Source organism: Bradyrhizobium sp. DOA9, from assembly GCF_000617845.2.
GTDB lineage: Bacteria > Pseudomonadota > Alphaproteobacteria > Rhizobiales > Xanthobacteraceae > Bradyrhizobium.
The window spans coordinates 6,081,769-6,107,792 of the sequence record NZ_DF820425.1 but is presented as its reverse complement, the minus strand read 5'-3'; the positions used below and the strand labels follow the sequence as shown (position 1 = coordinate 6,107,792).

Sequence of the window (26,024 nt, the reverse complement as noted above, 5' to 3'; positions counted from 1 at the left end):
CCTTAAGTCGAACATTTCCTCCAGACGACTCCTAGAGGCGCGCGCGGCGAAGTGTCCAAGTTGAAGGGGGTATCGATCGATGCCGTTTTTGGATTGATGGAACGGCCTCCAGACTGCCCGATCAAGTCGGGCGACGACAGTGAGTGTGTGGGAAGTGCACACCGCAATGACGGCGAGGAGAGAGTTGGCCTTCGCCGCTACTGCTGTGCGCCGGGCAGCAGCTGCGGCAATAACCCGCGTGTCACGTTCGGCGGCACCGCATCGAGACCGAGCACGGTGCTCGCCGCCGGCAGCGCCGCATCGGCCATCGCGGCGTGGCCCTCGGCGCTCGGATGTACCGCGCCGCCATAGACGGCGGAGAGCACGCCCCAGGCCGCGTCATGGATGTCGGTCGGCTGGCTCGCCGCCGGCAGGCCCTGCGGATAGGTCATGGCGGCGAAATAGCTGTCGTTGGCGTCGCGGATCCAGCGCGCGCGCGGCAGATAGGCGCGGTATTCCGAGGCGCCGCGGCCGCACAGCATCGGCTGGCTCGCCGCGCTGACGATATCAGGGTCGAAGCTCTGGCCGTTCGCGGCAAAGCAGCTGCGGTCGAATTCGGGATCGTTGCCGGAACGGGCGCAGAAGCCGTGCTCGGCGAACGCGGCCTGGTGCGCGTCGACGAAGGTCATGCGGTCGGCTTCGGGATCGCGGCATAGCGCGCCGCGGGTGCAGGTGGCGAGCCCCTTCAGCTGCGGCAGGAATTCGCTGTCGACGAAGGCGGATACGCGGGCGAGGCGCTGCGGATCGGCGTTGAAGGCCGGATGGATATCGAAGCCGGCACGGCCGCCGGGGCAGGGCGCGCCGCCGTCGGCGAGCGCAGGATTGGCGTAGGAGACATAGACCACGTGCGAGAGGTCGCCGCCGACCAGCGGCTTCAGCGCCTCGCGCAGCTTGACGAAGTTCTGCGGCAGCTCGCGCTGGAGCGCATCGCGGGAATCGTCGACGCTCGCCATCACGCCGGAGCGGCGGAACAGCGCGCGCTCGGTCGCGGTGTCGACGATGACGTCGGCGACGAGGCCGGAGAAATAGACGTCATTGGCGCCGACCGAGAGCAGCACGAGATCGAGCGTGCGCTCGGGCTGGCGCTTCTTCGCCGCGGTGACGGCTTCCCGCAGCTCGGCGACTTGCGCATTCACGCTGGTGTTGCAGACGCCGGTCTTGCCGGGCGGGCATTCGCGGGCGCGCTGGGAGCCGAGCAGCCCGTCACCGATGCTGGCGCCGGTGCAGGCGAGCGGCAGGAAGGTCACGGCGATGTGGGTGTAGCGCACCGCGAGCGCCAGCGCGGTGCGCGCCTGGTAGCTGTAGAGCGAGCGATGGCAGGGCGCATTGAACCAGAGCGCGCTGTAGCGTTGCCAGTTGGCGAGCGTGTCCGGCGCCTCGCAGGCGCGGCCGCCCTTGAAGCCGTGGCGGCTCGGCCGGTAGTACTGCGCGCCGGCGGTGCCGAGATAGGAACGGAAGCAAAAACCTTCGTCCGACAGCGCCAGCGGCCGGTCCGGATTGCCTTCGCCCGAGGCGATGCTGTCGCCGAGACCTGCGATGAAGATGTCGCGGACCTGGATCTCGGTCTGGACCCGCTGGGTTGGATCGGAGCCGGCGGAGACATCGACGGTTGCAACCGTCTGCTTGCCGTAGCGGACGCGCAGATTGATCGGCTCGGCGCAGTCGAAGGTCGAGGTCTGCGGGCCGTCACCGTCATCGAACGACCAGGCGCAGGTGGCCCCGACCGGCACGTCGCCGGTCAGGTGCACCGTCACGGGATGGTCGATCGGCGTGATATAGTTCTCTTTGACATTGTCGCGGTTGCAGGGCTGGTTGACCCGGCCCTGCAGGTCGATGCAGAGCCGGTTGACCATGTTGCGGGCCCATCCGCGGCCCTCGCTCTGCAGCTCCAGCGACTGTTCGGCGGCCAGGATGCTGCGATTGCGCGCGTTCTCGACGTGAAGCAGGAAGTCCCGCTCCTCGCGGAATAGCCGGAAGCGGTTACGTACCTCCCAGTTGATCTGCATGGCGCCGGCATTCTGCGCGGCGGCGCGCTCGGGCAAAGCAGTCAGGATGCCGGCAAGCAGCACGGCGCCTGCCGAGAGGGTGCGAAGGAATACGGTGATCATGGCCCGCGTCTTCAACGGCAAAGTTGAGGCGGAAATAAGAGAGGATTGCGCCCCGGCCTGCAACCTTTGCCTGATGATCTCCGGGGGCGCGATTGACGGCTTTTGGCGGCCCTTGGCGGCTCAGCGCTTGCTGGCCTGCCGCAGCAGCCGTTCGCGCTCCATCGGCGTCACCTCCTTGGGCAGGTTGGCCTGCGCGCAGGCTTCCGCCAGCCGCCGCCGCTCCTGCCACGGCGCGACCACATTCATCCAGAGCTCGCGCGTGCCCATGATGGAGATGGCAAGCCCGAACGGAATCACGAAATAGAGAATACGGAACACCAGCAGCGTCGCCAGAAGCTCCTCGCGGCCGAACTGGGGCAGCGCCACCAGCATGGCGGCATCGAACACGCCGATCGAGCCGGGGGCGTGGCTGGCAAAGCCGATCAGGGTCGCCAGGATGAACACGACCGCGAGCGACATGAAGTCGATCGGCGGGTTGGAGGGCATCAGGAGGTACATCGCCGTGGCGCAGAAGCCGAGATCGACGACGCCAATCAGGATCTGCACCAAGGTCAGCGGCGCCGAGGGCAGCACCACCTTCCAGCCCTTCTGGCCGAGCTCGCGGCGCTTCTCGCCCATGCAGAGCCAGACCAGATAGGCCCCGATCGATGCGAGGCCGCCGAGGGCGATCAACCGGTTGAGCGAGGAGGGGAGCTGATCCATCGAGGAGGCCGCATCCGGGTGGATGGCCATGCCGATCGAGAGCACGAAGATGTTACCGAGCCAGAAGGTCAGGCCCGACAGGAAGCAGATCTTTGCGACGTCGATCGCGTTCAGCCCGTAGTCTGAATAAATCCGGAAACGGATCGCGCCGCCGGTGAAGACCGTGGCGCCGATGTTGTGGCCGATCGAATAGGACGTGAAGCTGGACAGCGCCGCGATGCGATAGGGCACGTGCTTCTTGCCGATCGTTCGCAGTGCGAAAAAGTCGTAGAAGGTCAGCGTACAGAACGCGAAGAAGACGCAGATCGCCGCCAGGCCGATGTTGCCGCGGGGAATCTCGGTCAACGCGGTCAGGATGACCCCGGTATCGATGCCCTTGAGGGTCCGCACCAGCGTGGTGATCGCAAACGCGATGATGAAGATGCTGGCGGCAACTCCGAGCCGGCGCCAGCCGATCCATCTCTTGAAGCCGCGTTTCAGCGCGGGCAGCAGTCCGTGCATTCATCCTCCCGGCGGGGGGCAAGACCGACCGGGCCAGGCATTGGCCGGTCGGGTGCGATCACGGCCAAAAGGCAGGCATCGATCGCTAGGCATGATCAAGCTCATTTAAGGCAAAATCACCGGCTTGTGCAGCCCTTGACAACAATAGGTTCTGCGTTCGGCCGGCAACTTTGTCATACGCGGTTCATATCGGCGGCGCGTTAAGCATATGAGTCGCGAAACCCGGCTCCATCCGCGCATTCACCATGTTGGCACGATGTCAAATCCTGGGGCCGTCCGCATTGTTCCAGCGCAAGCCGTATCAGCGGTTTTTGGAACGTCGATGCGGCGTGATCGTTAGGCTCCATCAGCAATCGAACATGGCGGAATACGCGGCTTTTCGTGCAAAGCCGGCGCCGCCGTGTTCCCCAAGACCCGAGAGGATCGGAACGATGGGACTGTTCACAAAAGACATCAAGACCATGAACGACCTGTTCGTGCATCAGCTCCAGGACATCTATTACGCCGAGCAGCAGCTCACCAAGGCGCTGCCGAAGATGGCGAGCAAGGCCACTGATCCGCAGCTGAAACAGGGCTTTTTGACGCACCTCGAAGAAACCAAGCAGCACGTCGCGCGGCTCGAGGAGGTGTTCAAGATGCATGGCGTGCCCGTGAAGGCGGTCGACTGCCCGGCCATCGACGGCATCATCGAGGAAGCCGACGAGACCGCCGGCGAGGTAGCCGACAAGGCCGTGCTTGACGCCGCGCTGATCAATGCGGCGCAGGCGGCCGAGCACTATGAGATCGTCCGCTACGGCAGCCTGATCGCCTGGGCCAAGCAGCTCGGCCGCAACGATTGTGCCAGCGTGCTCGCCAAGACGCTGGAGGAGGAGAAGGCGACCGACCAGAAGCTGACGACGCTCGCCGAGAGCAAGGTGAACCTGCGCGCGGCGAGCTGAGGAGAGGTAACCACGAGCGCCGCGCGATATTCCGCGCGGCGCTTTTGCGTGTTCGCGCCGCTGCCGCGGTGCTGTTTCGGGCGCCGTCGCGAGGACCAACAATGTGAGCGAACCCGCTCATCTTCCATTCACCACTTCGGAAACCGGCTCGTAGCTGGTTACCGATCGTCCATTTCCGTCGGATGAAGTGCCGGTCGATAGGGGCCGGCAATGTATCAAGTTCTCTACTGTCTCACCGACGAGCATGATTGGCGACTGGTCGCCCTTGGCGGCGCAGTGTGCCTGCTCGCCAGCGCCGCGGCGATCAGCCTGTTTCAGCGCGCACGCGCGACACACGGAGCCGGGCGTCTGGCCTGGATCGCTCTGGATGCGGCCGTCGGCGGATGCGGCATCTGGGCGACGCATTTCATCGCGATGCTCGCTTACGGCCCGGGCAGCGCCGGCGCCTACAACATCCCGGTGACAATTCTCTCGCTGATGTTTGCGATCTCCTTGACCTTCGTGGGCCTCAGCATCGCGGTGGCGTCCTCGCGCCCGGTATGGATCGTCGTCGGCGGCGCCATCGTCGGGCTGGGTGTCGCGGCGATGCATTACACCGGTATGGCGGCGCTGGAGATGCCGGCACGGGTGGATTGGATCGGGAGCACGGTTGCCGCCTCGGTGCTGTTCGGAATCGTCTTCGCAGCGCTCGCGCTGTTCGTCGCCGCGCGAGGTGACGACATCCGGCATGCGCTGAGCGCGACTGCTCTGCTGACGCTCGCGATCGTCGCCCATCACTTCACCGCGATGGGCGCGGTGCTGCTGACGCCGGACCCGACGCTCACGATCAGCGGGCTCTCGATCCCGCCGGCCTCACTGTCGTTCCTCACTGCCAGCGCCGCCGTCGCCATCATCGCGATTGCGCTCGTGGCCGCGCTGCTCGACCGCCGCGCCAAGGGCGAGCTGGGCCGCCAGCAGATCGTGCTCGACAGCGCGCTGCAGAACATGTCGCAGGGGCTGTGCATGTTCGACGCCGACGGCAAGATCATCCTGTTCAACGAGCGCTATGCCGCGATGCTCCGTCGTGCCGACGTGCCGCTCACCGGCCGCCTGCTGGTCGACGTGCTCAGGGAAGAGGAGGCCAAGGGCCAGTGGCAGGGCGATGCCGATGAATTCTTCGCCCGCCTCGTCGCCGACGCGCGCGAGGGCCGCACCACGACCGACGTCCTCAAGCGGTTCGGCCGCTCGATCCGGGTCGTCAACCAGCCGATGCAGGGCGGCGGCTGGGTCGCGACCTTCGAGGACATCACCGAATGGCTGGAGGCGCAGGCCAAGATCTCGCACATGGCGCGCCATGACGCGCTGACCAGCCTGCCGAACCGGGTGCTGTTCCACGAACAGCTCGAGCAGGGGCTGCGCCACACCAAGTCGGGCGACCAGCTCGCGGTGCTTTGCCTCGATCTCGATCATTTCAAGGACATCAACGACTCGCTCGGCCATCCCATCGGCGATGCGCTGCTCAAGGAGGTCGGCCGCAGGCTCAAGGCCACGGTCGGCGAACAGGACACCGTGGCGCGGCTCGGCGGCGACGAGTTCGCGGTGGTCCAGATCGGGCGATCCGAGGAGATCGCCGCGCGGTCGCTTGCCGGGCGCCTCGTCGAGGTGATCTCGGCGCCTTACCAGATCGACGACCATCAGATCGTGATCGGCGTCTCGATCGGCATCTCGCTGTCGCCGCAGGACGGCAGCAATCCGGACGAACTGCTCAAGAACGCGGACCTTGCGCTGTACCGCGCCAAGGCCGATGGCCGCGGCACCTATCGCTTCTTCGAGACCGGCATGGATGCGCGCGCGCAGGCGCGGCGCCTTCTGGAAATGGATCTGCGCGCGGCGCTGCAACGCGACGAGTTTCAGGTCTACTATCAGCCGATCCGTGAGGTCGCCAGCGGTCGCGTCGTCGCCTTCGAGGCGCTGCTGCGCTGGAACCATCCGCAGCGCGGACTGATCGCGCCCATCAGCTTCATCCCGCTCGCCGAGGAGACCGGGCTCATCGTTCAGCTCGGCGAGTTCGTGCTGCGCTCCGCCTGCGCCGATGCAGCGAGCTGGCCGGACGATGTCGACGTCGCCGTCAATTTGTCGCCGGTGCAGTTCAAGAGCCCGAACCTGATCGCGGCGGTGACCGAGGCGTTGGCCAGATCGGGGATAGGTGCGCGCCGCCTCGAGCTCGAGATCACCGAATCCGTTCTGCTCCAGAACAGCGAGGCGACGCTGACGACCTTGCACGAGCTGCGCGCCATGGGCGTGCGGATCTCGCTCGACGATTTCGGCACCGGCTATTCGTCGCTGAGCTACTTACGCAGCTTCCCGTTCGACAAGATCAAGATCGACCGTTCCTTCGTGTCGGAGCTGGCGACGCGTGAGGATTCCATGGCCATCATTCGCGCGGTGACCGGCCTCGGCCGCAGCCTCGGCATCGTCACCACGGCCGAGGGCGTCGAGAACGACGCGCAGCTCGAGCTGCTCCGGCGCGAGGGCTGCACGCAGGCGCAAGGCTATCTGTTCAGCAAGCCGCGGCCCGCCTCCGATGTCGCGATCATGCTGGAACGGCCGCGGCTGCGCGCGTCGGCTTGAGAGGTCAGCTTCGGCGCAGCGCGAAATGCGCACCGCAGAATGCCATTACGGCGCCGAGACACAGGGCGGCAAGCCCGGCCAGCACGCCCGAGACGGTCGGGATCGGGCTCGGCGCCGACGCCGCCTGACCTGCTCCCGCAAGCAGGAGCACGCCGACCGCGATCAGGAATTGCCGCATCCGTTGGGGAATCTGTCCGGAGACGGCGCTTTGCATCAGGCTCGCCGTGAAGTAGCCGCCGGAGAAGCCGACGGTGGCGATCAGCCACCAGGCGATCGCAGCGCCCGCCGGAACGAACTCGTGCGTGTCGGAGCGCCAGAGGCGGCCGAGATCGAGACCGTAGCGCGCGCCCAGCATGTGCACCGCGAGCGCCAGCAACACACCGGAGATCATTGCGGCGCCGAGAATCAGGCGGCGCGGAAAAAAGGTCGTCTCAGCCATGCCTCGCTTGTAGGATGGAGGAGGGCGATCGCGCAAGCCGATCGCCCAAGCGATCGTGCAAGCGGTCACCCAAGTGATCACCCATGGGTTCATTGACGACATGCCGGAAGCGGGTTCGGCCACGAGCTATGCCTACAAGGCCTCGCTGATCGGCTCGGCGCATCGCTTCGAGCTGACGGAGCAGGGGCTGTCCTGGCACATCGGCGGTCGCTCCGGCCTGTGGCGCTACGACGAGATCTCGGCGATCCGGCTGTCGTTCCGCCCGGTGTCGATGCAGCAGCACCGCTTCCGCGCCGATGTCAGCCGCACCGGCGGCGGCCGCATCGCGATCCTGTCGACCAGCTGGCAGACCGCGGCGCTGATGGCGCCGCAGGACAACGGCTTTCGCGATTTTCTCGTCGAGCTGCATGCGCGGATGGCGAAGGCGGGCAGCCGCGCCGAATTGTCCGCGGGCCTCGGTCGCAAGGCCTATGCGGCGGTGCTGGCATTCCTGGCCGTGCTCGCTGTGGCAATGGCGGGACTGCTGATCCGCGCGCTTCTGATCGGCGAATTCGCCGGCGTGCTGTTCATCCTCGGCTTCGCCGCGTTGTTCGCCTGGCAGGTCGGCGGCTTCGTGCGGCGCAACCGGCCGCAGAGCTACAGTTTCGATCGCGTGCCGAAGGCTCTGCTGCCCTAGAGCGCGATGAGATTTGGATGAATCGTCATCGCGATTCGGGTTGTTGTCGACGCATGATCTTTCCGGAAAGCCGCTTCGCACTTTTCCAGATCATGCTTTCGGTGCAATCGGCCGCAATCAAACGTGACTTCACGTCCTGCCGTCGGCGTCGCAACTTCTGGTCATGCCAGCCATGGACTGCAGCACCCGCCTGCCAACGCCAGACGAGATCGCCAGAATCAACCGTGCGCATCTGATCGACACGCCGCTCCGGCCAGCCGATCTGCTGTTCATGTTCGGCACGCGCGAGGACGTTGGCCTGCGCGCCGACGCCGCCGCAAGGCTGTGGCGCGAGGGCCTGTTTCGCTGGTCGATTGTCAGCGGCGGCGTGACGCCGGGCTCGGAGCAATCCGAGTGCACCATCATCAAGGCCGCGATGGTTGCGGCGGGCATTCCGGCGGATCTTATCCTCGAGGAGCATCGCGCGATGAACACCGGCGAGAACGTCATCTTCTCGCTTCCGATCATCGATGCGGCAATCGGGCTGCAGAATATCCGCAGCGTGATCTGTCTCGGCAACACCTGGACCGCACGGCGCTACCCGATGACGCTGCACCGGCATTGGCCAGGGGTCGAGAAGATGCTGCTCACCGTCGACAGTTTCGCGACACCGCGTGCACTCTGGCATACCGACGCCGAATTTCGCCGCCGCATGCTGCACGAATGGGACAAGATCGAAGCTTACAAGGCGAGAGGCTTCATCGCGGACTGGCCGGAGGTCTGATCCTACTCCGTCGAATCGAAATCGTCCTCCTTGGTGCCGAGCAGCGAGACGATGGTGCGCAGGCCGGAATCGAGCTGCTCGGGCGAGGGCGGAGCGAGCGCCAGACGCACCGCGTTCGGCGCATGACCGTGCGCGATCGCGAAGGTCGAGGACGGCGTCAGCGCGATGCCGCGCCTTGCCGCTGCGGCGACGAAGGTCTGCGAGCGCCAGTGCGGCGGCAGCGTCAGCCAGAGATGATAGGAGCGCGGATCGGCGGCGAGCTGGTAGCCGGAGAGCAGCCGTGCGGCGGTCTGCTGGCGGCGCGCGGCGTCGATGCGCTTCAGCCGCGTCAGCTCGGCGACGGTACCGTCGGCCATCAGCCGCTGCCCGGCTGCGAGCGCATGGCCGGAAGCGATCCAGCCGCCGGTGCGCACCGCGCTCATCACGCTTTCGCGCAAGTGAGGCGGCGCGACGAGGATGCCGAGCGCAAGGCCCGGCGCCACCTTCTTGGACAGGCTGTCGAGCACGATGCAGCGATCGGGGCCGAGCGCCGCCAGCGGCGCGTCGTCGGCGAGGAAGCCGTAGACGATGTCCTCGATGATGGTGAGATCGAGCTTCTCGGCGACGCGCATGATGTCGGCGCGCCGCGTCGCATTCATGGTGACGCCGAGCGGATTCTGGATGATGGGCTGCAGATACAGCGCCGACAAATGCGCCTCGCGATGCGCCTTCTGGATGGCGTCGGGGCGCGCGCCGAATTCGTCCATGGCGATCGGGACCAGCGTCACGCCTAACCGCGCGGCGATGCTCTTGACGTAGGGATAGGTCAGCGCCTCGACGCCGCAGCGGCCGCCGGTCGGCACCAGCGCGGCAAGCGCGGCCGCGAGCGATTGCTTGCCGTTGGCGGTGAAGAAGATCTGCTCGGGCTGAGGCGCAAAGTCCTTGCGCGCGAGATAGGCAGCGGCGGCGGCGCGCGCGCTCTTGGTCCCGGTGCTGGTCGAAACGCGCAGCGCGGATTCGAGCGCGTCGATGCGCTCGAGCCCCGCGAGACTCTTGGCGATCATCGCCCATTGCTGCGGCAGAAGCGGGTAATTGACCTCGAGATTGATGCGCGCATCGACCGGCTCGCCCATCGTCACGACTTCGCGCCTGACGTCGCCCGAGATGAACGTGCCGCGCCCGACCTCGCCGACCACGAGGCCGCGGCGGAGCAGCTCCGTATAAACCCGGCTCGCGGTCGAGACCGCGATGCCGCGGTCATAGGCAAAATTGCGCTGCGGCGGCAGCCGGTCGCCGGGCCTTAACGTGCCGTTAGTGATATCGGCCGCAATGGCATCGGCGAGCTTCACGTACTCGAACTTGGACATATTGCACCGAGAGCAATGTTTTTCTTGCTCCGAGGAGTGTACTGGAGCATTTAAGTTCCATCAAGTTCCGCGATTGAGCCGAGGAGAGCGAGAGCAATCCGCCGGCAAAATGGGGTGCAGGCGCCACGAGCGTCCGCGCCAACGGCACCTGCTTCGCCGCGCGGGACGATAGGCCGGAGAAGAAGAATGACCATGATCTCGCAAACTGCCGGGCGGCCTTTACGCCCACCCTCATCAAGCGGATTTTTCGGGGCCCTCGCGCTGCGCGTCACCGCGCTGTTCGACCGCCTGGAGCGCCGCTCCGCCGTCAAGACCCTGAACGAACTTGACGACCGCGCCCTGCGCGACATCGGCATCACGCGCAGCCAGATCGAGGACGCCGTGTACGGGCAGTTCAAGGCCGAGCTGTCGCGGTATCTGTAAGGCCTCACGTGTCCCGGACGCGCTGCAGCGTTCTTACGTTGCTGCGCAGAGCCGGGACCCAGGGGCCCCGCGGAGCGCTGCTGCATGGGCCCCGGACGCAGCGCACCGCTGAAGTAGCGCCGCGCTGCGTCCGGGGCACGAGACCTGAGTTTCGCACGCAGTTGCATCATCCTCGTCATTGCGAGCGCAGCGAAGCGATCCAGGCTGCCTCCGCGAAAAGATTCTGGATTTGCTTCGCTGCGCTCGCAATGACGGAGTCTACTGCCCCACAGTGCCTGGCCGGGATCAGGCGATCGCGACCTGACCCCACGCTCCGTCGAATGCTCGATCGTCTTCAGGTCTGCTCGGTTTGCGGTGAGGCCTTGAGCCGCTGCGTTGGCGTCGATGTCGGACATCCAGCCGCTGCAAGCGTGAACCGGCGTTGCTCGCGAATGCAGCAATCGCTGCCGCCACCTGTTTCACGACGAACAGGATCGTGGTGACGCGGCTCATCACGCCGAGCAGGATCAGCGCCGAGAAGATGTCGATATAGGCGAGGAAGTCGCCGACCAGCATGAGTTCCGGGGGAATTGGAATCCTGTGGTAGTAGGCGAGCACGAGGATCACGACGGGGAAGAAGGCGACGATCTTTCGCAGAGTCAGCCTGTCCAGCAGCGCCGCCAGTTGGACGACCAGCACCTCCCACAGCGCATCCCCGATCGCGAGCGGGACCTCATAGCTCCATCTTCGCCACCATTGCTTCACGACATTGCTCCGAGCCTAATGCCTCACCACCAGCACCGAGCACTTGGCGTAACGCACCACATGCCCGGCGTTGGAGCCGAGGAAATAGGTGCGCATCGCCGGCCGGTGCGAGGTCATCACGATCAGGTCGGCCTTCATGTGCACGGCTTCCTCCAGAATCTCGTGATAGATACCGCCCTGGCGCACCACGCTGGAGATGCGGGCGGGCTCGATGCCGGATTCGCGCGCGACGATGGCGAGGGCCTCCTCCGAGGTCTGGCGCTGCTGCTCGTCGAAATCGGCCGGGACGTATTCGGCCAGCATCACCGGCGTCATCGGCAGCACGTTGAGCAGGCGGACGACGCCGCTCCAGGTCTGCGACAACGTCGCCGCGGTCGCGATCGCCGGCTTGGCGAGATCGGTGTCGGCGAGGTCGATGGGCACGAGGATGGACTTGAACATCTGCGCCTCCAAATCTCAAGGTCAGCACGTCCGGCCGGCACGCCGCGCGATCAGCCGATCGAAGCAGCTTGTCGAAGCAGCTTACCGTAACAGCTTGGGACTGACGAACAGCACCAGCTTGCCGCGGCGGTAGGCCACGTCATCCCAATCCTTGACGTCAAAGTCGAAGATCGCAAGCCCCGCCGTGGGCAGGTTGTGGCCGAGTGCCTTGGCGCCGTCGGGATCGCCGCCGCCGATCAGCATCAGGGCGACCTCGTGCATGCCGGGATTGTGGCCGACCAGCAGCAATTGCTTGGGATCGGCGGGGGCGGTTGCGGTGCGAATGGTGTCCAGGATCACTGCGGGATCGGCGCCGTAGAGTTCCGGCAGGATCTCGACCTGCGGCGGCGGGACGCGGTCCTTCATTGCCTCCCAGGCGATGTCCCAGGTCTGCCGGGCCCGTGCGGCATGGGACACCAACACGGTATCGGGGAAGGGCGGATGCGTGGCGATCCAGTCGCCCATCCGGGCGGCATCCTTGTGGCCGCGGTCGTCGAGGCGGCGATCCTGGTCACGGCCGCTCGGCGCGTCAGTCTCGGTCTTGGCGTGACGCAGCAACATCAAACGGCGCATGACATTCTCGAATCGTTACTGTCGCAGATAATGTACAGGCGCGGGTGATGACAAGGTGACAAGCGCCTGCTCAGTCCTCTAAGAAAACGCTATGAGCGAGACTTTCACAAGCGTGTCCCAGGAAGAAGCCGGCTTTCGCGACCGCGTGCGACTGTCGTTCGATCTCGATGCCGACATTTGCGTGATCGGGGCGGGCCTTGCCGGGCTTACCGTGGCGCTGGAGGCGGCTCGGCTCGGGGCCAGCGTCGCGGTGCTCGAGGGCCGGCAGATCGGCTGGAACGCCTCCGGCAACCAGCTCGGCACCGTGATGCCGGGCTTTGCGCTGCCGCTCGCGGACCTGATCGAGCGCATCGGCTTGGAGGACGCCCGCGAATTGTGGACGCTGTCGAAGGAGGGCGCCGAGTTCGTCCGGGCCGCCGCCAGCGAAGAGAGCATGCCGGGGATCGGCCTCCGCGACGGCGTGCTGGAGGTCTCCAACGTCGATGCCGGCGACCGGCTGATCAGCCGGCTGCAGATGCTGAACGAGGATTTCGATACCGAGGTCGAGGGCTGGCAGGTCGATCGCGTGCGGGAGGCGCTCAAGACCGATCACTACTTCCACGGCGTGTATTATCCGAAAGCGTTCCAGGTCGACGGCCGGAAATACGTGCACGGCCTTGCGGCGCTGGCGCGCCGGGCGGGCGCCCGCATCTTCGAGGACACGCCGGTCGTCAGCATCGATCATTCCGGCATCCGCAAGCGCATCGTCACGCCCTCGGCGCGGCTGCGCGCGAGCCACATCGTGCTCGCCGGCAACATTCACCTCGGCGCGCCGTTGAAGCGCCTGTCGGAGACGCTGCTGCCGGTGTGGCGCTATGCCGGAATGACCGCGCCGCTCGGCGAGCGCCTGCACGAGGTCATCGCCTTCAAGGGATCGGTGATGGATTCCGACGGTGTCGACCATTTCCGGGTCGTCGACGGCGACCGGCTGATGTGGGAGAGCCCGGAGACCACCTGGGCGGCGCGTCCGCAGCGCTTCGCCGGCGCCGTCAGGCGGCGGATCCGGACGATCTTTCCCGAGCTCGGCAACGTCGAGATCACCGACATGTTCGGCGGCGCCACCGGCCAGACCGTGCACGGCATGCCGCAGATCGGCCAACTGCGCAAAGGCCTGTGGGTGGCGAGCGGGTTCGGCCGCCAGGGCATGAACACCTCGGCCATGGCCGGACAGATGATCGCGCGCAGCATCTTGTGGGGCGATGAGCGCTGGAAGCTGTTCTCGCCGTTCGAGCTGGTCTGGGCGGGCGGCGCCACCGGGCGCGTCGCCGGCCAGCTGGTCGGGATCTGGGGCAGGGCGAGCTCCGCCGCCGCAGGTGCGCTCGCCCGCTATCGCGAGCGCGCCAGGGTGAAGGATAGGGAACGCGAGGCCCGCCTCGCCGAAGCCAACCGCGCGGCCGGCACCGGTCCGCGTCGTGGGCCGCCGGGCGTGCGGCCGGCGCGGCCGCCCAAACCTGCGGTCGAAGCCGCGGAACCGGTCGCGCACGAAGACCGCGTCTCGCAATAAGTTGAGAGAAATTCCGCCCGGATGTGTAACGTCGGCCGTTAGAGTCCGTATCTCAGGGCGTGGACGTCCCCGCGCACGGAGAATGACATGTTTGACCGCCGCATCCTGCTCACGACTGTCGCCGGCCTGTTCGGCCTTTCGGCTTTCCGCTGGCTGAGGGGGTCACCTGCCGAGGCCGGCGAGAAGGCCGCGCAAACGTTCGAGATCACGAAGACGGAGGCGGAATGGCGTGCCCAGCTCACGCCGCAGCAATATGAGATCCTGCGCAACCACGGCACCGAGCGGCCCGGGTCCAGCCCGCTGCTCAAGGAGAAGCGCAAGGGCATCTTCGCCTGCGCCGGCTGCGACCTGCCGCTGTTTACGTCGGAGACCAAGTTCGAGAGCGGCACGGGCTGGCCGAGCTTCTATGCGCCGATCGAGGGCAATGTCGGCAAGACCGAGGACCGCACCTACGGCATGGTCCGCACCGAGGTGCATTGCCGACGCTGCGGCGGCCATCTCGGCCATGTCTTCGACGACGGCCCGAAGCCGACCGGATTGCGCTATTGCATCGATGGTTTCGGCCTGGTGTTCCACCCGGCGTCGGCGTCGGCGACGTAACGCCGTCCCGGCAATTGTTGCCGGTCCCGGCAAATGTGCCCCGGTCACCAGGCCGGGGCGTTTTCATTAAGTCATTGATTTCCTGAAGATACCAGCATTGGCATAGGCCTTGCGACTGTCTCTCCCGATTGCGGCCATGGTCGACCGGCCGCCGAGATCGGATTTGGAGACAAAGTTATGGGTATCTTCGATGCAATGAACACCTCGGTGGGTGGCCTGCAGGCGCAGTCCTTCGCGCTGCAGAACATTTCCGGCAACATCGCGAACTCATCCACCACCGGTTACAAGGGCATCGGCACCAGCTTCGTCGACCTCATTCCGGACTCCTCGGTCCCGAGCAAGCAGGTCGCCGGCGGCGTGACGGCCAACGCCAAGGCCACCATCACCACCCAGGGCACGATCTCGTCCTCCAGCGTCGCCACCAACATGGCGATCACCGGCGACGGCTTCTTCTCGATCCAGAAGGCGAGCGGCGTCGTGGACAACGTGCCCGTCTTCACCGGCGTCACCTACTACACGCGGCGCGGCGACTTCCAGCTCAATGCCAACGGCAACCTGGTCAACGGCGCCGGCTATTATTTGATGGGCGTCACCGTCGACCCGAAGACCGGCAACCCCACCGGCAGCGTGGCGAACGTCCTGCAGTTCCAGAACAACTTCATTCCGGCGCAGGCGACCACCTCGATCCAGTATGCGGCGAACCTGCCGACCCAGCCGAACACGGTGGCGAAAACCACTGCCTCGACCGGCACCCTGCTCGCAGCCGGCGGTCTCAACCCGTCCGATTTCGCCGCCAACCCGCTGCCGGTCGGCACGCCGCCGGCGCCCTATGCCAACGCGACCGTGTCAGGCGCTGCCGCAACCGGCAACATCCGCTCGGCCTATTCGTCGACCACGGCCACCGGCACGGTTGCGCTCCAGAACAATTCGTCCGCGGTCGCCTCGACGACCACGTCGCTCGATAACGCCGCCGGCACGCATCTCGCCTCCAGCATTCTGACCGCGTTGAGCGGCCAGACGCTGACCATCAACGGCAACACCATCACGTTCAACGGTGGCACCACGGTCTCGACCGTCGGCAGCAACACCACGATCGGTCTCGGTGCGGGCACGACGGCGACGGTGGCCGACATCCTGAACGCGATCCAGACTGCCGGCGGCGCCGGCGTCACCGCTTCGCTCTCGGTCAGCGGCAATATCCAGATCGCGACCGGCACCGGCACCGACGTCGCGATCGGCAGCGGCACGGCCGCCACGGCGCTCGGCATCAGCAGCGTGACGCGCGGCGGCAACGTGCTGTCCTCGCCTGCAATCTCGGGCGCGACGGTGCTGAGCGGCTCGGCCACCGCCGGCGGCGCCCAGGTGCTCACGTCGGGCTTTTCCGCCGGCGACACCATCACCGTGAACGGTCAGACGCTGACCTTCATGGCCTCGGGCGCCTCGGGTGCGAACCAGATCAACGTCACCGACAACATCACGACCCTGCTCGGCAAGATCGACGCGCTCTCCGGCGCCTCGGGATCGTCGGTCAGCAGCGGCGGCGTGATCACGCTCAACACCGGCACCGTCTCCAACCTGACGGTCTCCAGCTCCAACAGCGCGGCCTTCTCCGCGCTCGGCTTCACCTCGACCATCACCAGGAATCGCGAGGGTGGCGGCACGGCCGGCACCGGCGGCGTGATCGGCAACGACATCGCCACGTTCACCAAGGAATCGATCAGCGGCGGCGCGGTGACGGCCTACAACGCCGCCGGTACGCCGGTGAACCTGCAATTGCGCTGGGCCAAGACCGACAGCGCCTCGCTGGGCGCCGGCCATTCGGACAGCTGGAACCTGTTCTACCAGACCGACCCGAACGCCACCGGCACCACGGTCGGCTGGGTCAACACCGGCCAGACCTTCACCTTTGCCGCCGACGGCTCGCTGACCTCGCCGAGCGGCTCGGGCATCACCATCAACAACGTCACGGTCAGCGGCCAGTCGCTCGGCTCGGTCGCCTTCAACATCTCCTCGGGCGGGCTGACGCAATATGCCAGCACCAGCGGCGCGGTGACGATCAACACCATCACCCAGAACGGCTATGCCGCCGGCCAGCTGCGCTCGGTCGCCGTCAACAACAACGGCGTCGTGGTCGGCACCTTCTCCAACGGCCAGAACCTCAACCTCGCCCAGGTGCAGCTGTCGCATTTCAACGGCACCAACTACCTGAAGGCGATGGACGGCGGCGCTTATGCCGCGACCGAACAGTCCGGTGACGCCATCGACGGCGCCTCGGGCACCATCAGCGGCTCGTCGCTCGAGGGCTCCAACACCGACATCGCCGACGAATTCACCAAGCTGATCGTGACCCAGCAGGCCTATTCGGCCAACACCAAGGTGATCACGACCGCGAATTCGATGGTGCAGGATCTCCTCAACGTGCTGCGCTGATCGGCGCTTGACGTAACCAAAGGCGGCCAGTGATATGGGTTTGAGTTCAGCCCTCGCCAGTGCGATGAGCGGTCTGCGTGCCAACCAGGCCGCGCTCTCGATCGTCTCCTCGAACGTCGCCAACGCGCAGACGCCGGGTTACGTCGTCCAGACCCCGAACCAGATCGAGGTCACCACCGGCGAGTTCGGCGCGACGGCGATGACCACCGGCGTCAGCCGCCTGCTCGACACCTACGTGCAGAACCAGCTGCGGACCGAGACCGGCGGCGGCGGCTACGCCGACCAGATGGCCAACATCCTGAAGCAGCTTCAGAATGTCTACGGCACGCCCGGCAATTCCGGCACGCTCGAAGATGCGTTGAACAAGTTCACGACGGCGCTGCAGGCGCTGTCGACCAGCTCGGGGGCGTCATCGGCGCAAACGGTCGCGCTCGGTGCGGCACAGGCGCTGGCGACGCAGCTCAACGTCACCACCAAGGGCATCCAGTCGCTGCGCTCCAACGTCGAGCAGGATCTCGGCAACTCGGCGCAGGCCGCCAATGCGGCCATGAAGCAGATCGCCGACATCAACACCAGGCTCCAGGGCCTGTCGGCCAACGATCCCTCGGCCGCAACGCTGATGGACCAGCGCGACCAGGCCATCAACACGCTGTCGAAATATGTCGATGTCCGCGTCACCACCGACAACTCGAACCAGGCCAACATCTACACCACGACCGGCATCCAGCTGGTCGGCGCGGGGCTGGCCTCGGAATTCTCCTTTGCCTCCGCCGGCGCGTTGTCGGCGACGTCGCTCTACAACATCGACCCCGCCAAGTCCGGCGTCGGCGCGCTCAACATCAAGCTGCCGAACGGCTCGCAGGTCGACGTCGTCGCCAACAACGTGGTGTCGTCCGGCCAGATCGCGGCCGACCTGAAGCTGCGCGACGAAATTCTGGTGCAGGCGCAGAACCAGATCGACCAGCTCGCCGCCACGATGGCGAGCGCGCTGTCCGACAAGACCACGGCGGGCAGCACCGTCTCCGGCCCGCCGGCCGGCTTCGATCTCGAGCTCGCCGGTGCGCTGCCGGGCAACACGGTCAACATCACCTATACGGACACGGCGACCAACACGCAGCGCCAGATCACGCTGGTCAACGTGACCGACCCGGCCGCGCTGCCGCTCCAGAACGCGACCAACGCCAACCCGATGCGGATCGGCGTCGACTTCGCCGGCGGCATGGGCGCGATCGCCTCCGCACTCAACACCGCGCTGCCGAGCGCGCATCTGTCGTTCTCCGCCGCGCCGTCGCCGGCGACCGCCACGACTCTGCGGGTGACCGACGACAACACCGGGCTTGCCAAGGTCGGTTCGGCCTCGACCACCAAGACGGTCTCGTCGCTGACCTCGGGCAATCCGCAGCTGCCTTTGTTCACCGACGGCGGGCAGGCGCTCTACACCGGCGCGATCACGGCATCGGGCTCGCAGATGACCGGCCTTGCCGGGCGCATCGCCGTGAACACGCAGCTGGTCGCCGACCCGACCAGGATGTCGGTCTACAACAACTCGCCGGTGACGCCCGCGGGCGACACCACGCGTTCGGACTATCTCTATTCGCAGCTCACCAGTGCGGTGTTCTCCTATGCGCCGCAGAGCGGCCTCGGCTCGGCGACCCAGCCCTTCACCGGCAGCGTCTCGAACTTCCTCCAGCAGTTCCTGAGCGTGCAGGCCAACGCCGCGACCCAGGCGACCCAGCTGCAGCAGGGCCAGAGCGTGGTGGTCTCGACGCTTCAGGCCAAGTTAGACTCGACCTCGAAGGTCAATTTGGACTCGGAGATGTCGAACCTGATCCAGCTGCAGAACGCCTACGCCGCCAACGCCCACGTCATGTCGGTGGTGCAGAGCATGATGAACACGTTGATCCAGGCTCAATTGTAAACAGTAACAGGGCTCTGAAACATGTCGATCGCCAGCATCAACTACTCCTCGTCGATTCTCGGCGCCCAGATCCGCAACATCAATCAGCAGCTCACCGACCTGTCGACGCAGCTTGCGACCGGCAAGCTGTCGCAGAACTATTCCGGCATGGGCACCAACGAGGGCTTTGCCATCGCCGGCCGCGCGCAGCTCTCCAACATCGCCGCCTATACCGACACGATCACCAACGTCAACGTCAGCATCAACCTCGCCAACACCGCGCTGCAATCGCTGACGAAGATCCGCAGCACGGTGCAGACGGGCTCCGCCAACACCGCGCAGGATCTCAACGTCAACGGCCAGACGATCGCGCAGAACACCGCGGCCGCCCAGTTCGGCTCGATGGTCGGCGTCCTCAACACCCAGACCGGCAGCCGCTACCTGTTCTCCGGAACGGCCGTCAACACCCAGTCGGTGGCCGATGCCGGCGACATCATCAACGGCACCACGACGCAGGCCGGCTTCAAGACCGTGATGGCGGAGCGCCAGGCCGCCGATCTGGGAGCCAACGGCATGGGGCGGCTGGTGCAGACGCAGCCGACGCCAAGCTCCGTGCAGGTGTCCGAAGACGTCGCCGGATCGCCGTTCGGCCTCAAGATCAAGGCGGTGTCCTCGACGCTGACGGGCGCGACCGTGACCGGCCCGGCCGGCTCGCCGGTGTCGTTCTCGGTCGATCTCAACGGCGTCAATCCGAACAACGGCGACAAGCTCAGCATTCAGTTCACCCTGCCGGACGGCACCACCGAGCAGATCGACCTGACGGCGTCCTCGGCGACGCCGACCCCGCTCGGCAGTTTCGCGATCGATGCGAGCACCCCCGTCAATCCCGACAATACCGCCGCGAACCTCAACACGGCGCTGAACACCGCGATTGCCAAGCTCGCCAACACCTCGCTGGTGGCGGCATCGGCGATTGTCGCCGGCGACAATTTCTTCAACACCGCGAGCTCTGCGATCGGCACCCCCGTCAACAACCAGGCCGTGCCGCCCGCGCCGATCAGCGGCGCCACCGCGCTGTCGGGCGCGAGCCCCTCGGACTCGATCTCGCCGGGGTTCGTGGCGGGCGATACCATCACCGTCAACGGCACCACGCTGACCTTCGTGGCTTCGGGAGCGACCGGCAACCAGCTCAACGTCACCGACAGCATCCAGACGTTGATGAGCAAGATCGACCAGATCACGGGCACGTCGAGGCCCTCGACGATCCACGGCGGCTCGATCACGATCAACACCGACGATGCGGCGAGCCTCAGCGTCACGACGTCGAACACCGGCGCGCTGAGCGCGCTCGGCTTCGGCGCGACGCCGGTGACCGCCACCCAGCCGCCGCTGCGTGTCGGCTCCTCGCCGGCGAGCTCGGCGACCACGTTGGTGAACGGCTCGGCCAATACGGTGAAATGGTATTTGGGCAATGACGGGCCCGGCTCGGCGCGCTCGACCGCGATGGCGCGGGTCGACGATGCCGTGACGGTGCAGTACGGCGCGCAGGCGAATGAGGACGCGATCCGCCGGCAATTGCAGGCGATCGCGGTGTTCGGCACCTTCTCGACCTCGCCGACCGGGCAATATTCGGGCGGGCAGGTCTCGGCGCTGAGCCTGCGGGTGACCCAGGCGCTGACCCAGCAGCCCGGACAGCAGCGCATCGAGGACATCCAGACCGACATCGCGATGGCCCAGAACACGATGAAGGACGCGAGCACGCGCCAGACCCAGGCCAAGGCGCAGCTGCAGACCATCATCGACCAGGCGGAATCGGCTTCGCCCGACCAGGTCGCGAGCGAGATCCTGGCGCTGCAGAATGCGCTGCAGGCGTCCTATCAGGTGACGTCGAACCTGGCGCAGCTCTCGCTGGTCAAGTTCCTTTAAGGGGGGCGTTAAGACGCCGTTAACCAGGCCTGTTTACCTCTTGGTGAGGATTGCAGCGGGGCGGAGCGGTCGATGTCGGACAGGATGCAGCTGGTGGTCGCGACGCCTTGCTTCGGCGGGCAAGTGTCGAGCATCTATGCGAGCTCGATCTTCGCTTTGCAGCGGGCCGTGCACGGCATGTCCAATCTCGAGCTCAAGGTTCTCCTGCGCGACGGCGACGCGCTGATCACCCGGGCCCGGGCCAACCTCGCCGCGATGTTCCTGGACGATCCCAAGGCGACGCATTTCCTGTTCATCGATGCCGATATCGGCTTCAAGCCGGAGCAGGTGTTCCGGCTGATCGAATGCGGCGCGGACGTCGTCGCCGGCTGCTATCCGATCAAGCGGGTCAATTGGGAGAAGGCCGCGCGTGCGATCCAGTCGGGTCGGGCCGACGTGCCGGCGGCCTCGCTCGACTACGTGCTCGAGATCGAGGATCCCGACCGTATCGTGGTGGTGAACGGCTTCACCCGCGTGCGCTATGCCGGCACCGGCTTCCTGATGATCCGGCGTCACGTGCTGGAGGCGATGTGCCGCCACCCGGACTATGCGAACCTCCAGTTCTTCCGCGAGCATTCCCACGATACGCTGGCGGCGAGCCGGAACCGGTTCGCGTTGTTCGAATGCATGATCGATCCGGTGACCGGCACGTATCTGTCCGAGGACTTCGCCTTCTGCAAGCGCTGGACCGATATCGGCGGCGAGATCTGGGCCGACATTCAGAGCCCGCTCGACCATGTCGGGCCATCGGTGTTCCACGGCGACATCGCATCCCAATTCGCAGCTGCGCCTGCGGCGGCGGCCGATGCCGCGGCGTGAGCCTTTCGGGATGAGAGGCCGCGCATCCCCTCGGTTGGAGATGCAAGGCGCCGCCGCCGGCGGCTCGCGCAATCGCCTGCGCGATCTCTTCACGCCGCTCGACACGCTGCTCGTTTCCGGCGGAGACCCGCGCCTGTCGCTCGATCCCACGGGCCGCGTCAACGCCTATGGCTGCCCGGCTTCACCGGAGCCGGCGATCTGGAATTTCGCCTCCTCGACCGCCTCGACGATCTCGCAGGCGGCCTATGACCGCGTAGCGCTGGCGCGCGAAGAGCTGATGCACAAGTGCCTGTTCGACGAGGTCGAGGTCGCTTTCAATGCACGCTGCGAGGACCTGCGCGACGAGCTGCGTGGGCATCTCCAGCTCTCGCCGCGCGTCGACGTGGTATTCTCGCCGTCCGGCACGGACTCCCAGCTCCATGCCCTTTTCCTGGCGCGCACGATGCTCGGCGCGCGGCCGGTGACGATCGTGGTCGGCGCCGATCAGACCGGGAGCGGCACGACCCATACCGCGCGTGGACATCATTTCAGCGCCTTGACTGCGAGCGGTTTTGCGGTTCGCAAGGACGCCGCGGTGGCGGGGCTGGCCGGAGCCAGCGTCTCGCTGCCGCTGCGCGCGCCGGGGGCCGGGATTGCGATGCGCACGGACGCCGATGAAGCGGTGCTGCATGCGATCGAGGCCACCATCGCGCAAGGCGCGCCCGTGCTGCTCCAGATCGTGGATTCCTCCAAGCTCGGATGGCGCGCACCGAGCGCGGCCTGCCTCGACGAGATCGCGCGGCGCTGGCCGCGCAAGGTGCAGATCGTCGTCGACGCCTGCCAAGCCAGGCTCGGTCGCCGGCGGCTGCGCTCCCATCTCGACCGCGGCCATATGGTGCTGATAACCGGCTCCAAGTTCTTCGGCGGACCTGCCTTCAGCGGTGCGCTGCTGGTGCCGAAGGGCCTCTCGCGGTCGCTCGATCGCGTCGAGGGGATCGCGCCTGGAATCTTCGATTACGCCGGCCGCTGCGATTGGCCGATGGCCTGGACGGCGCTGCGTTCGCGCTTCGAGCCTCGCCCGAATTTCGGTCAATGGCTGCGCTGGGAGGCGGCGCTGGCCGAGATCGGCAGCTACTACGCCGTGCCCGGGGCTTTCCGCGCCGAGATGCTCGCCGAGCTCGCTGCCGGCATCGACAGCATGATCGCATTGTCGCCGTCGTTGCGCTCTGTTCCGGCCGCGACCGAGGTGGCCGGTATCGACGACGAGGAATTCGCGCAGCCCACCATCTTTCCATTCACGCTGCTGTGCGACGGCAAGCCGGTTTCCATTGCCGAGACCACGGCCGTCTATCGCGCGCTGGCGCGTGACGTCAGCGCGGAGATCAGCGGCAGCGCGGAGGACCGTCATGTCGCTGCGCAGCGCTACCTGATCGGCCAGCCGGTGCGACTGGAGCGAGAAGACGAGACGCCGCGGGCGCTGCTGCGCCTCTGCGTCGGCGCGCGGCTCGTGACGGAGGCCTGGTCGCCCGACAGGGCGGAGGCGCAGCGCAACGTGCAGCACCTTCTCGACCATATCGCCCACGTCCTGGTGAAGATCGAGCTGCTGCTCGCCGGTGGCACAGCCGCTTCAGTGCCGGTAAAGTCCGCATTCGAGGTGTGAGATGCAGCATCCGGTTTCCGCGCCGATCGGCGTGACCGCGGCGAACTATGCCGACCGCATCGGCTTTGCGCAACTGACGCGCCGGGCCTTCGAAGGCGTCGATCTGCATCCGTTGCGAGACCAGCTCGTCGCGCGCATCGCGGCAGGGACCGCGTTGGCGGGCGAGGGGCTGGACCTGTCGCTGATCACCCAGCTGCTGGGCGACAAGGATCGCGGGCTTGCGATCCAGTCCGAAGTGCTGGCCTTCCATCAATTGTTCCGAACGCCGAGCGCAGCCCCGAAGCCGGGTATGCGCCTGCTCGCGCTCGGAGCCGACATCGACATGGGCGGCAACACGCCGATCGATTTCCTGCTCGAAGGCTCCGATGTCGAGCTGCTGACGCTCTATGTGATCAAGGGCGTCGGTTTGCCCGAGACCTTGCCCGAGCACGACGTGGCCATCGTCGTCGCGTCCGATTCCGAGGAATGCCGCGAGGCGCTCGCGCTGATCGAAAAGGCCGCGCCGCGCTGGCCGCGGCCGCTGCTCAATCGCCCCGATCGCATCGGCAATCTCGATCGCGACAAGCTGTACCGGCTGCTGGCCGACGTGCCCGGCCTCGACATTCCCGCGACCGTCCACGTAACGCGCGCGCAATTGTCGGACCTCTCGCAGGGACGGATCGCGTGTACGGACACCGCAGGCGAATTGCACTTTCCGATGATCGCACGGCCGCGCGGCTCGCATGCCGGAGTCGGGCTCGCAAGGCTCGACGATGCGGCGGCGCTCGCGGCCTACCTCGCCGAACGGAAAGAGCACGACTTCTTCGTCGCGCGCTTCGTCGATTACGTGAGCCCTGACGGGCTCTACCGCAAGTATCGCCTCACCATGGTCGACGGCAAGCCCTACGCGTGCCACATGGCGATCGCCGACCGCTGGGACATCTGGTATCTCAACGCCTACATGGCCTTCAGCGAAGAGAAGCGGGCCGAGGAAGCCGCCTTCATGCGCGACTTCGACCATGCGTTCGGCGACCGTCACAGAAGCGCCCTCGAGGAGATGAGCCGGCGCGTCGGCCTCGATTACTTCATCGTCGATTGCGCCGAGAACGCGAACGGCGAGCTTCTGGTGTTCGAGGCCGACAACACCGCCGTCGTGCACAACATGGATTCGCCGGTCGTGTTTCCGTACAAGCCGCCGCAGATGCGCAAGATCTTTGCCGCGTTCACGGCGATGCTGTCGCGACACGCAAAGACGGGCAGGGAGAGCGCAGCGTGAACGAGATCATCCGCAATACGCAAAGCTCCGTCGCGAATACCTCGCTCGATCCGCAGGACTGGAGCGAGTTTCGCGCGCTGGCCCACCGCATGCTGGACGAGACGATCGACGGCATCGCCAATGTCCGGGCGCGTCCGGTGTGGCAGCCGATCCCCGCCGAGGTCCGCGCGGCGCTCAAGACCGACGTGCCGCGCGAGGCGAGCGATCTTGCGGACGTCTATCGCGAGTTCACCGAACATGTCGCGCCTTACGCGACGGGTAACGTCCATCCCGGCTTCATGGGCTGGGTGCATGGCGGCGGCACCGCGGTCGGCATGCTCGCGGAGATGCTCGCCGCCGGACTCAACGCCAATCTCGGCGGACGCGACCACATGCCGATCGAGGTCGAGCGCCAGATCGTCGACTGGATGCGTCGCCTGTTCCTCCTCCCCGAGAGCGCAAGCGGCATCTTCGTCACGGGCACGTCGATGGCCAATCTGATGGCCGTATTGGTGTCGCGCACCGCCGCGCTCGGCACGCTGGCGCGGCAGCACGGCATCGGCAATGACGGTGCGCTGCTCACGGCCTATGCGTCGCAGGCAGCGCATGGCTGCATCTCGAGGGCGATGGACGTTGCCGGGCTCGGCACCGACGCGCTGCGCAAGATCGCCGTCGATGCCGATCATCGCATCGACGTTGCCGCGCTGCGCGCGCAGATCGCCGTCGATCGCGAGGTCGACTTCAAGCCGTTTCTGGTGGTCGCATCCGCCGGCACGGTCGATATCGGGGCGATCGACGACCTCAGGGCGATTGCCGAGCTGTGCCGCGACGAAGGAATCTGGTTTCACGTCGACGGCGCTTTCGGTGCGCTCGCGATCCTGTCGCCGGAGCTTGCGCCGCTGCTCGGCGGCATCGAGCTTGCGGATTCCATCGCACTCGACTTCCACAAATGGGGACAGGTGCCGTACGACGCAGGCTTTCTGCTGGTGCGCGACGGCGAGCAGCATCGGCAGGCCTTCGCGCAGCCCGCTGCCTATCTGCGCCGCGAGGCGAGGGGGCTTGCGGCGGGCGCGGTCTGGCCCTGCGATCTCGGTCCCGATCTGTCGCGCGGCTTCCGGGCGCTGAAGACGTGGTTCACGCTGAAGACGTTCGGCACCGATCGGATCGGTGCGGTGATCGCGCGCTGCTGCGCGCTGGCGAAATATCTGGAGGCGCGCGTGCTGGCCGAACCTCGGCTCGAATTGCTGGCGCCGGTCAATCTCAACATCGTCTGCTTCCGCTACCGAGCCGATGACGCCGTCAATCGCGAGATCGTCGCCGACATCCAGGAGGCCGGCATCGCCGCGCCGTCGAGCACGACGCTGGCGGGCAAGTTTGCGATCCGGGCTGCGATCGTCAACCATCGCACCGAGGCGACGGACATCGATGCGCTGGTCGCGGCCGTGCTGCAGTTCGGTGGACAGCGGAGCGGTGGAGTGATCGAGGTCGATGCGCCGCCGCTCGCGGCGCAATAGCTTGACGAACACCTGAAACGACAACGGCCCCGGAGGCGATC

Annotated in this window: 21 protein-coding genes; 14 read left to right on the top strand and 7 right to left on the bottom strand. The window is 66.4% G+C overall.

All coding sequences use genetic code 11. The features are described from left to right. Window positions 1-197: 197 nt before the first annotated feature. Window positions 198-2,147 carry a hypothetical protein gene (locus tag BDOA9_RS28855; protein WP_025037419.1) on the bottom strand — a complete coding sequence of 650 codons (1,950 nt, stop codon included), beginning with the start codon at window positions 2,145-2,147 and terminating at the stop codon, window positions 198-200. A 120-nt stretch (window positions 2,148-2,267) separates the two neighbouring features. After that, window positions 2,268-3,350 carry a lysylphosphatidylglycerol synthase transmembrane domain-containing protein gene (locus BDOA9_RS28850; protein WP_025037418.1) on the bottom strand — a complete coding sequence of 361 codons (1,083 nt, stop codon included), beginning with the start codon at window positions 3,348-3,350 and terminating at the stop codon, window positions 2,268-2,270. Between the two features lie 431 nt (window positions 3,351-3,781). Between BDOA9_RS28850 and BDOA9_RS28845 the strand changes: the two genes are divergently transcribed. Further along, window positions 3,782-4,288 carry a YciE/YciF ferroxidase family protein gene (locus BDOA9_RS28845; protein WP_008554874.1) on the top strand — a complete coding sequence of 169 codons (507 nt, stop codon included), beginning with the start codon at window positions 3,782-3,784 and terminating at the stop codon, window positions 4,286-4,288. Window positions 4,289-4,498: 210 nt separating this feature from the next. Beyond that, window positions 4,499-6,898 carry a bifunctional diguanylate cyclase/phosphodiesterase gene (locus tag BDOA9_RS28840; protein ID WP_025037417.1) on the top strand — a complete coding sequence of 800 codons (2,400 nt, stop codon included), beginning with the start codon at window positions 4,499-4,501 and terminating at the stop codon, window positions 6,896-6,898. 4 nt (window positions 6,899-6,902) lie between these two features. Here the strand turns inward: BDOA9_RS28840 and BDOA9_RS28835 are convergent, their stop codons facing one another. Then, the gene (locus tag BDOA9_RS28835) at window positions 6,903-7,337 is read right to left on the bottom strand and encodes a hypothetical protein (RefSeq protein WP_025037416.1); all 435 of its coding nucleotides are present in this window, start codon (window positions 7,335-7,337) and stop codon (window positions 6,903-6,905) included. 100 nt (window positions 7,338-7,437) lie between these two features. Between BDOA9_RS28835 and BDOA9_RS28830 the strand changes: the two genes are divergently transcribed. Next, window positions 7,438-8,013 (top strand): hypothetical protein, encoded by a 576-nt coding sequence (locus BDOA9_RS28830; RefSeq protein WP_042336875.1) that lies wholly within the window; start codon window positions 7,438-7,440, stop codon window positions 8,011-8,013. A gap of 163 nt (window positions 8,014-8,176) precedes the next feature. Further along, entirely contained in the window at window positions 8,177-8,776 is a 600-nt protein-coding gene (locus BDOA9_RS28825; RefSeq protein ID WP_025037414.1) for a YdcF family protein, read from the top strand. A gap of 2 nt (window positions 8,777-8,778) precedes the next feature. On the opposite strand, the gene BDOA9_RS28820 is transcribed toward BDOA9_RS28825, so the two are convergent. After that, entirely contained in the window at window positions 8,779-10,122 is a 1,344-nt protein-coding gene (locus BDOA9_RS28820; protein WP_025037413.1) for an aminotransferase-like domain-containing protein, read from the bottom strand. Between the two features lie 186 nt (window positions 10,123-10,308). Here BDOA9_RS28820 and BDOA9_RS28815 point away from each other — a divergent pair, with 186 nt between their 5' ends. Next, on the top strand, window positions 10,309-10,545 hold the full coding sequence (locus BDOA9_RS28815) for a DUF1127 domain-containing protein (RefSeq protein WP_025037412.1): 237 nt from the start codon (window positions 10,309-10,311) through the stop codon (window positions 10,543-10,545). Between the two features lie 285 nt (window positions 10,546-10,830). Here BDOA9_RS28815 and BDOA9_RS28810 read toward each other — a convergent pair whose 3' ends face one another. The 3 genes from BDOA9_RS28810 to BDOA9_RS28800 form a co-directional block, all read right to left on the bottom strand. Next, window positions 10,831-11,289: a hypothetical protein gene (locus tag BDOA9_RS28810; protein WP_025037411.1), complete on the bottom strand. Its 459-nt coding sequence runs from the start codon at window positions 11,287-11,289 to the stop codon at window positions 10,831-10,833. Between the two features lie 15 nt (window positions 11,290-11,304). After that, entirely contained in the window at window positions 11,305-11,730 is a 426-nt protein-coding gene (locus BDOA9_RS28805; RefSeq protein ID WP_025037410.1) for a universal stress protein, read from the bottom strand. An 81-nt stretch (window positions 11,731-11,811) separates the two neighbouring features. Next, window positions 11,812-12,342, bottom strand: coding sequence for a SixA phosphatase family protein (locus BDOA9_RS28800; RefSeq protein ID WP_025037409.1), 531 nt, complete (start codon window positions 12,340-12,342; stop codon window positions 11,812-11,814). 91 nt (window positions 12,343-12,433) lie between these two features. Here BDOA9_RS28800 and BDOA9_RS28795 point away from each other — a divergent pair, with 91 nt between their 5' ends. From BDOA9_RS28795 to BDOA9_RS28755, 9 genes are all read left to right on the top strand, one after another. Then, window positions 12,434-13,885: an NAD(P)/FAD-dependent oxidoreductase gene (locus tag BDOA9_RS28795; protein ID WP_025037408.1), complete on the top strand. Its 1,452-nt coding sequence runs from the start codon at window positions 12,434-12,436 to the stop codon at window positions 13,883-13,885. Window positions 13,886-13,972: 87 nt separating this feature from the next. Further along, complete coding sequence (gene msrB, locus BDOA9_RS28790) at window positions 13,973-14,485, top strand: peptide-methionine (R)-S-oxide reductase MsrB (protein WP_025037407.1); 513 nt, start codon at window positions 13,973-13,975, stop codon at window positions 14,483-14,485. Window positions 14,486-14,662: 177 nt separating this feature from the next. Next, on the top strand, window positions 14,663-16,915 hold the full coding sequence (locus tag BDOA9_RS28785; protein ID WP_025037406.1) for a flagellar hook-basal body complex protein: 2,253 nt from the start codon (window positions 14,663-14,665) through the stop codon (window positions 16,913-16,915). A gap of 34 nt (window positions 16,916-16,949) precedes the next feature. Then, a complete protein-coding gene (gene flgK / locus BDOA9_RS28780) occupies window positions 16,950-18,833 on the top strand; it encodes a flagellar hook-associated protein FlgK (protein WP_025037405.1) in 1,884 nt (627 codons plus the stop codon). A gap of 21 nt (window positions 18,834-18,854) precedes the next feature. Next, window positions 18,855-20,738: a flagellar protein gene (locus tag BDOA9_RS28775; RefSeq protein ID WP_025037404.1), complete on the top strand. Its 1,884-nt coding sequence runs from the start codon at window positions 18,855-18,857 to the stop codon at window positions 20,736-20,738. 72 nt (window positions 20,739-20,810) lie between these two features. Continuing rightward, a complete protein-coding gene (locus BDOA9_RS28770) occupies window positions 20,811-21,596 on the top strand; it encodes a hypothetical protein (RefSeq protein ID WP_025037403.1) in 786 nt (261 codons plus the stop codon). A 40-nt stretch (window positions 21,597-21,636) separates the two neighbouring features. Continuing rightward, window positions 21,637-23,235 carry a hypothetical protein gene (locus BDOA9_RS28765; protein WP_244521537.1) on the top strand — a complete coding sequence of 533 codons (1,599 nt, stop codon included), beginning with the start codon at window positions 21,637-21,639 and terminating at the stop codon, window positions 23,233-23,235. Between the two features lies 1 nt (window position 23,236). Next, window positions 23,237-24,490 (top strand): hypothetical protein, encoded by a 1,254-nt coding sequence (locus tag BDOA9_RS28760; protein WP_025037401.1) that lies wholly within the window; start codon window positions 23,237-23,239, stop codon window positions 24,488-24,490. Beyond that, entirely contained in the window at window positions 24,487-25,983 is a 1,497-nt protein-coding gene (locus BDOA9_RS28755; protein ID WP_025037400.1) for a pyridoxal phosphate-dependent decarboxylase family protein, read from the top strand. The genes BDOA9_RS28760 and BDOA9_RS28755 overlap by 4 nt, the downstream gene beginning before the upstream one ends. The last annotated feature ends 41 nt before the right edge of the window (window positions 25,984-26,024 follow it).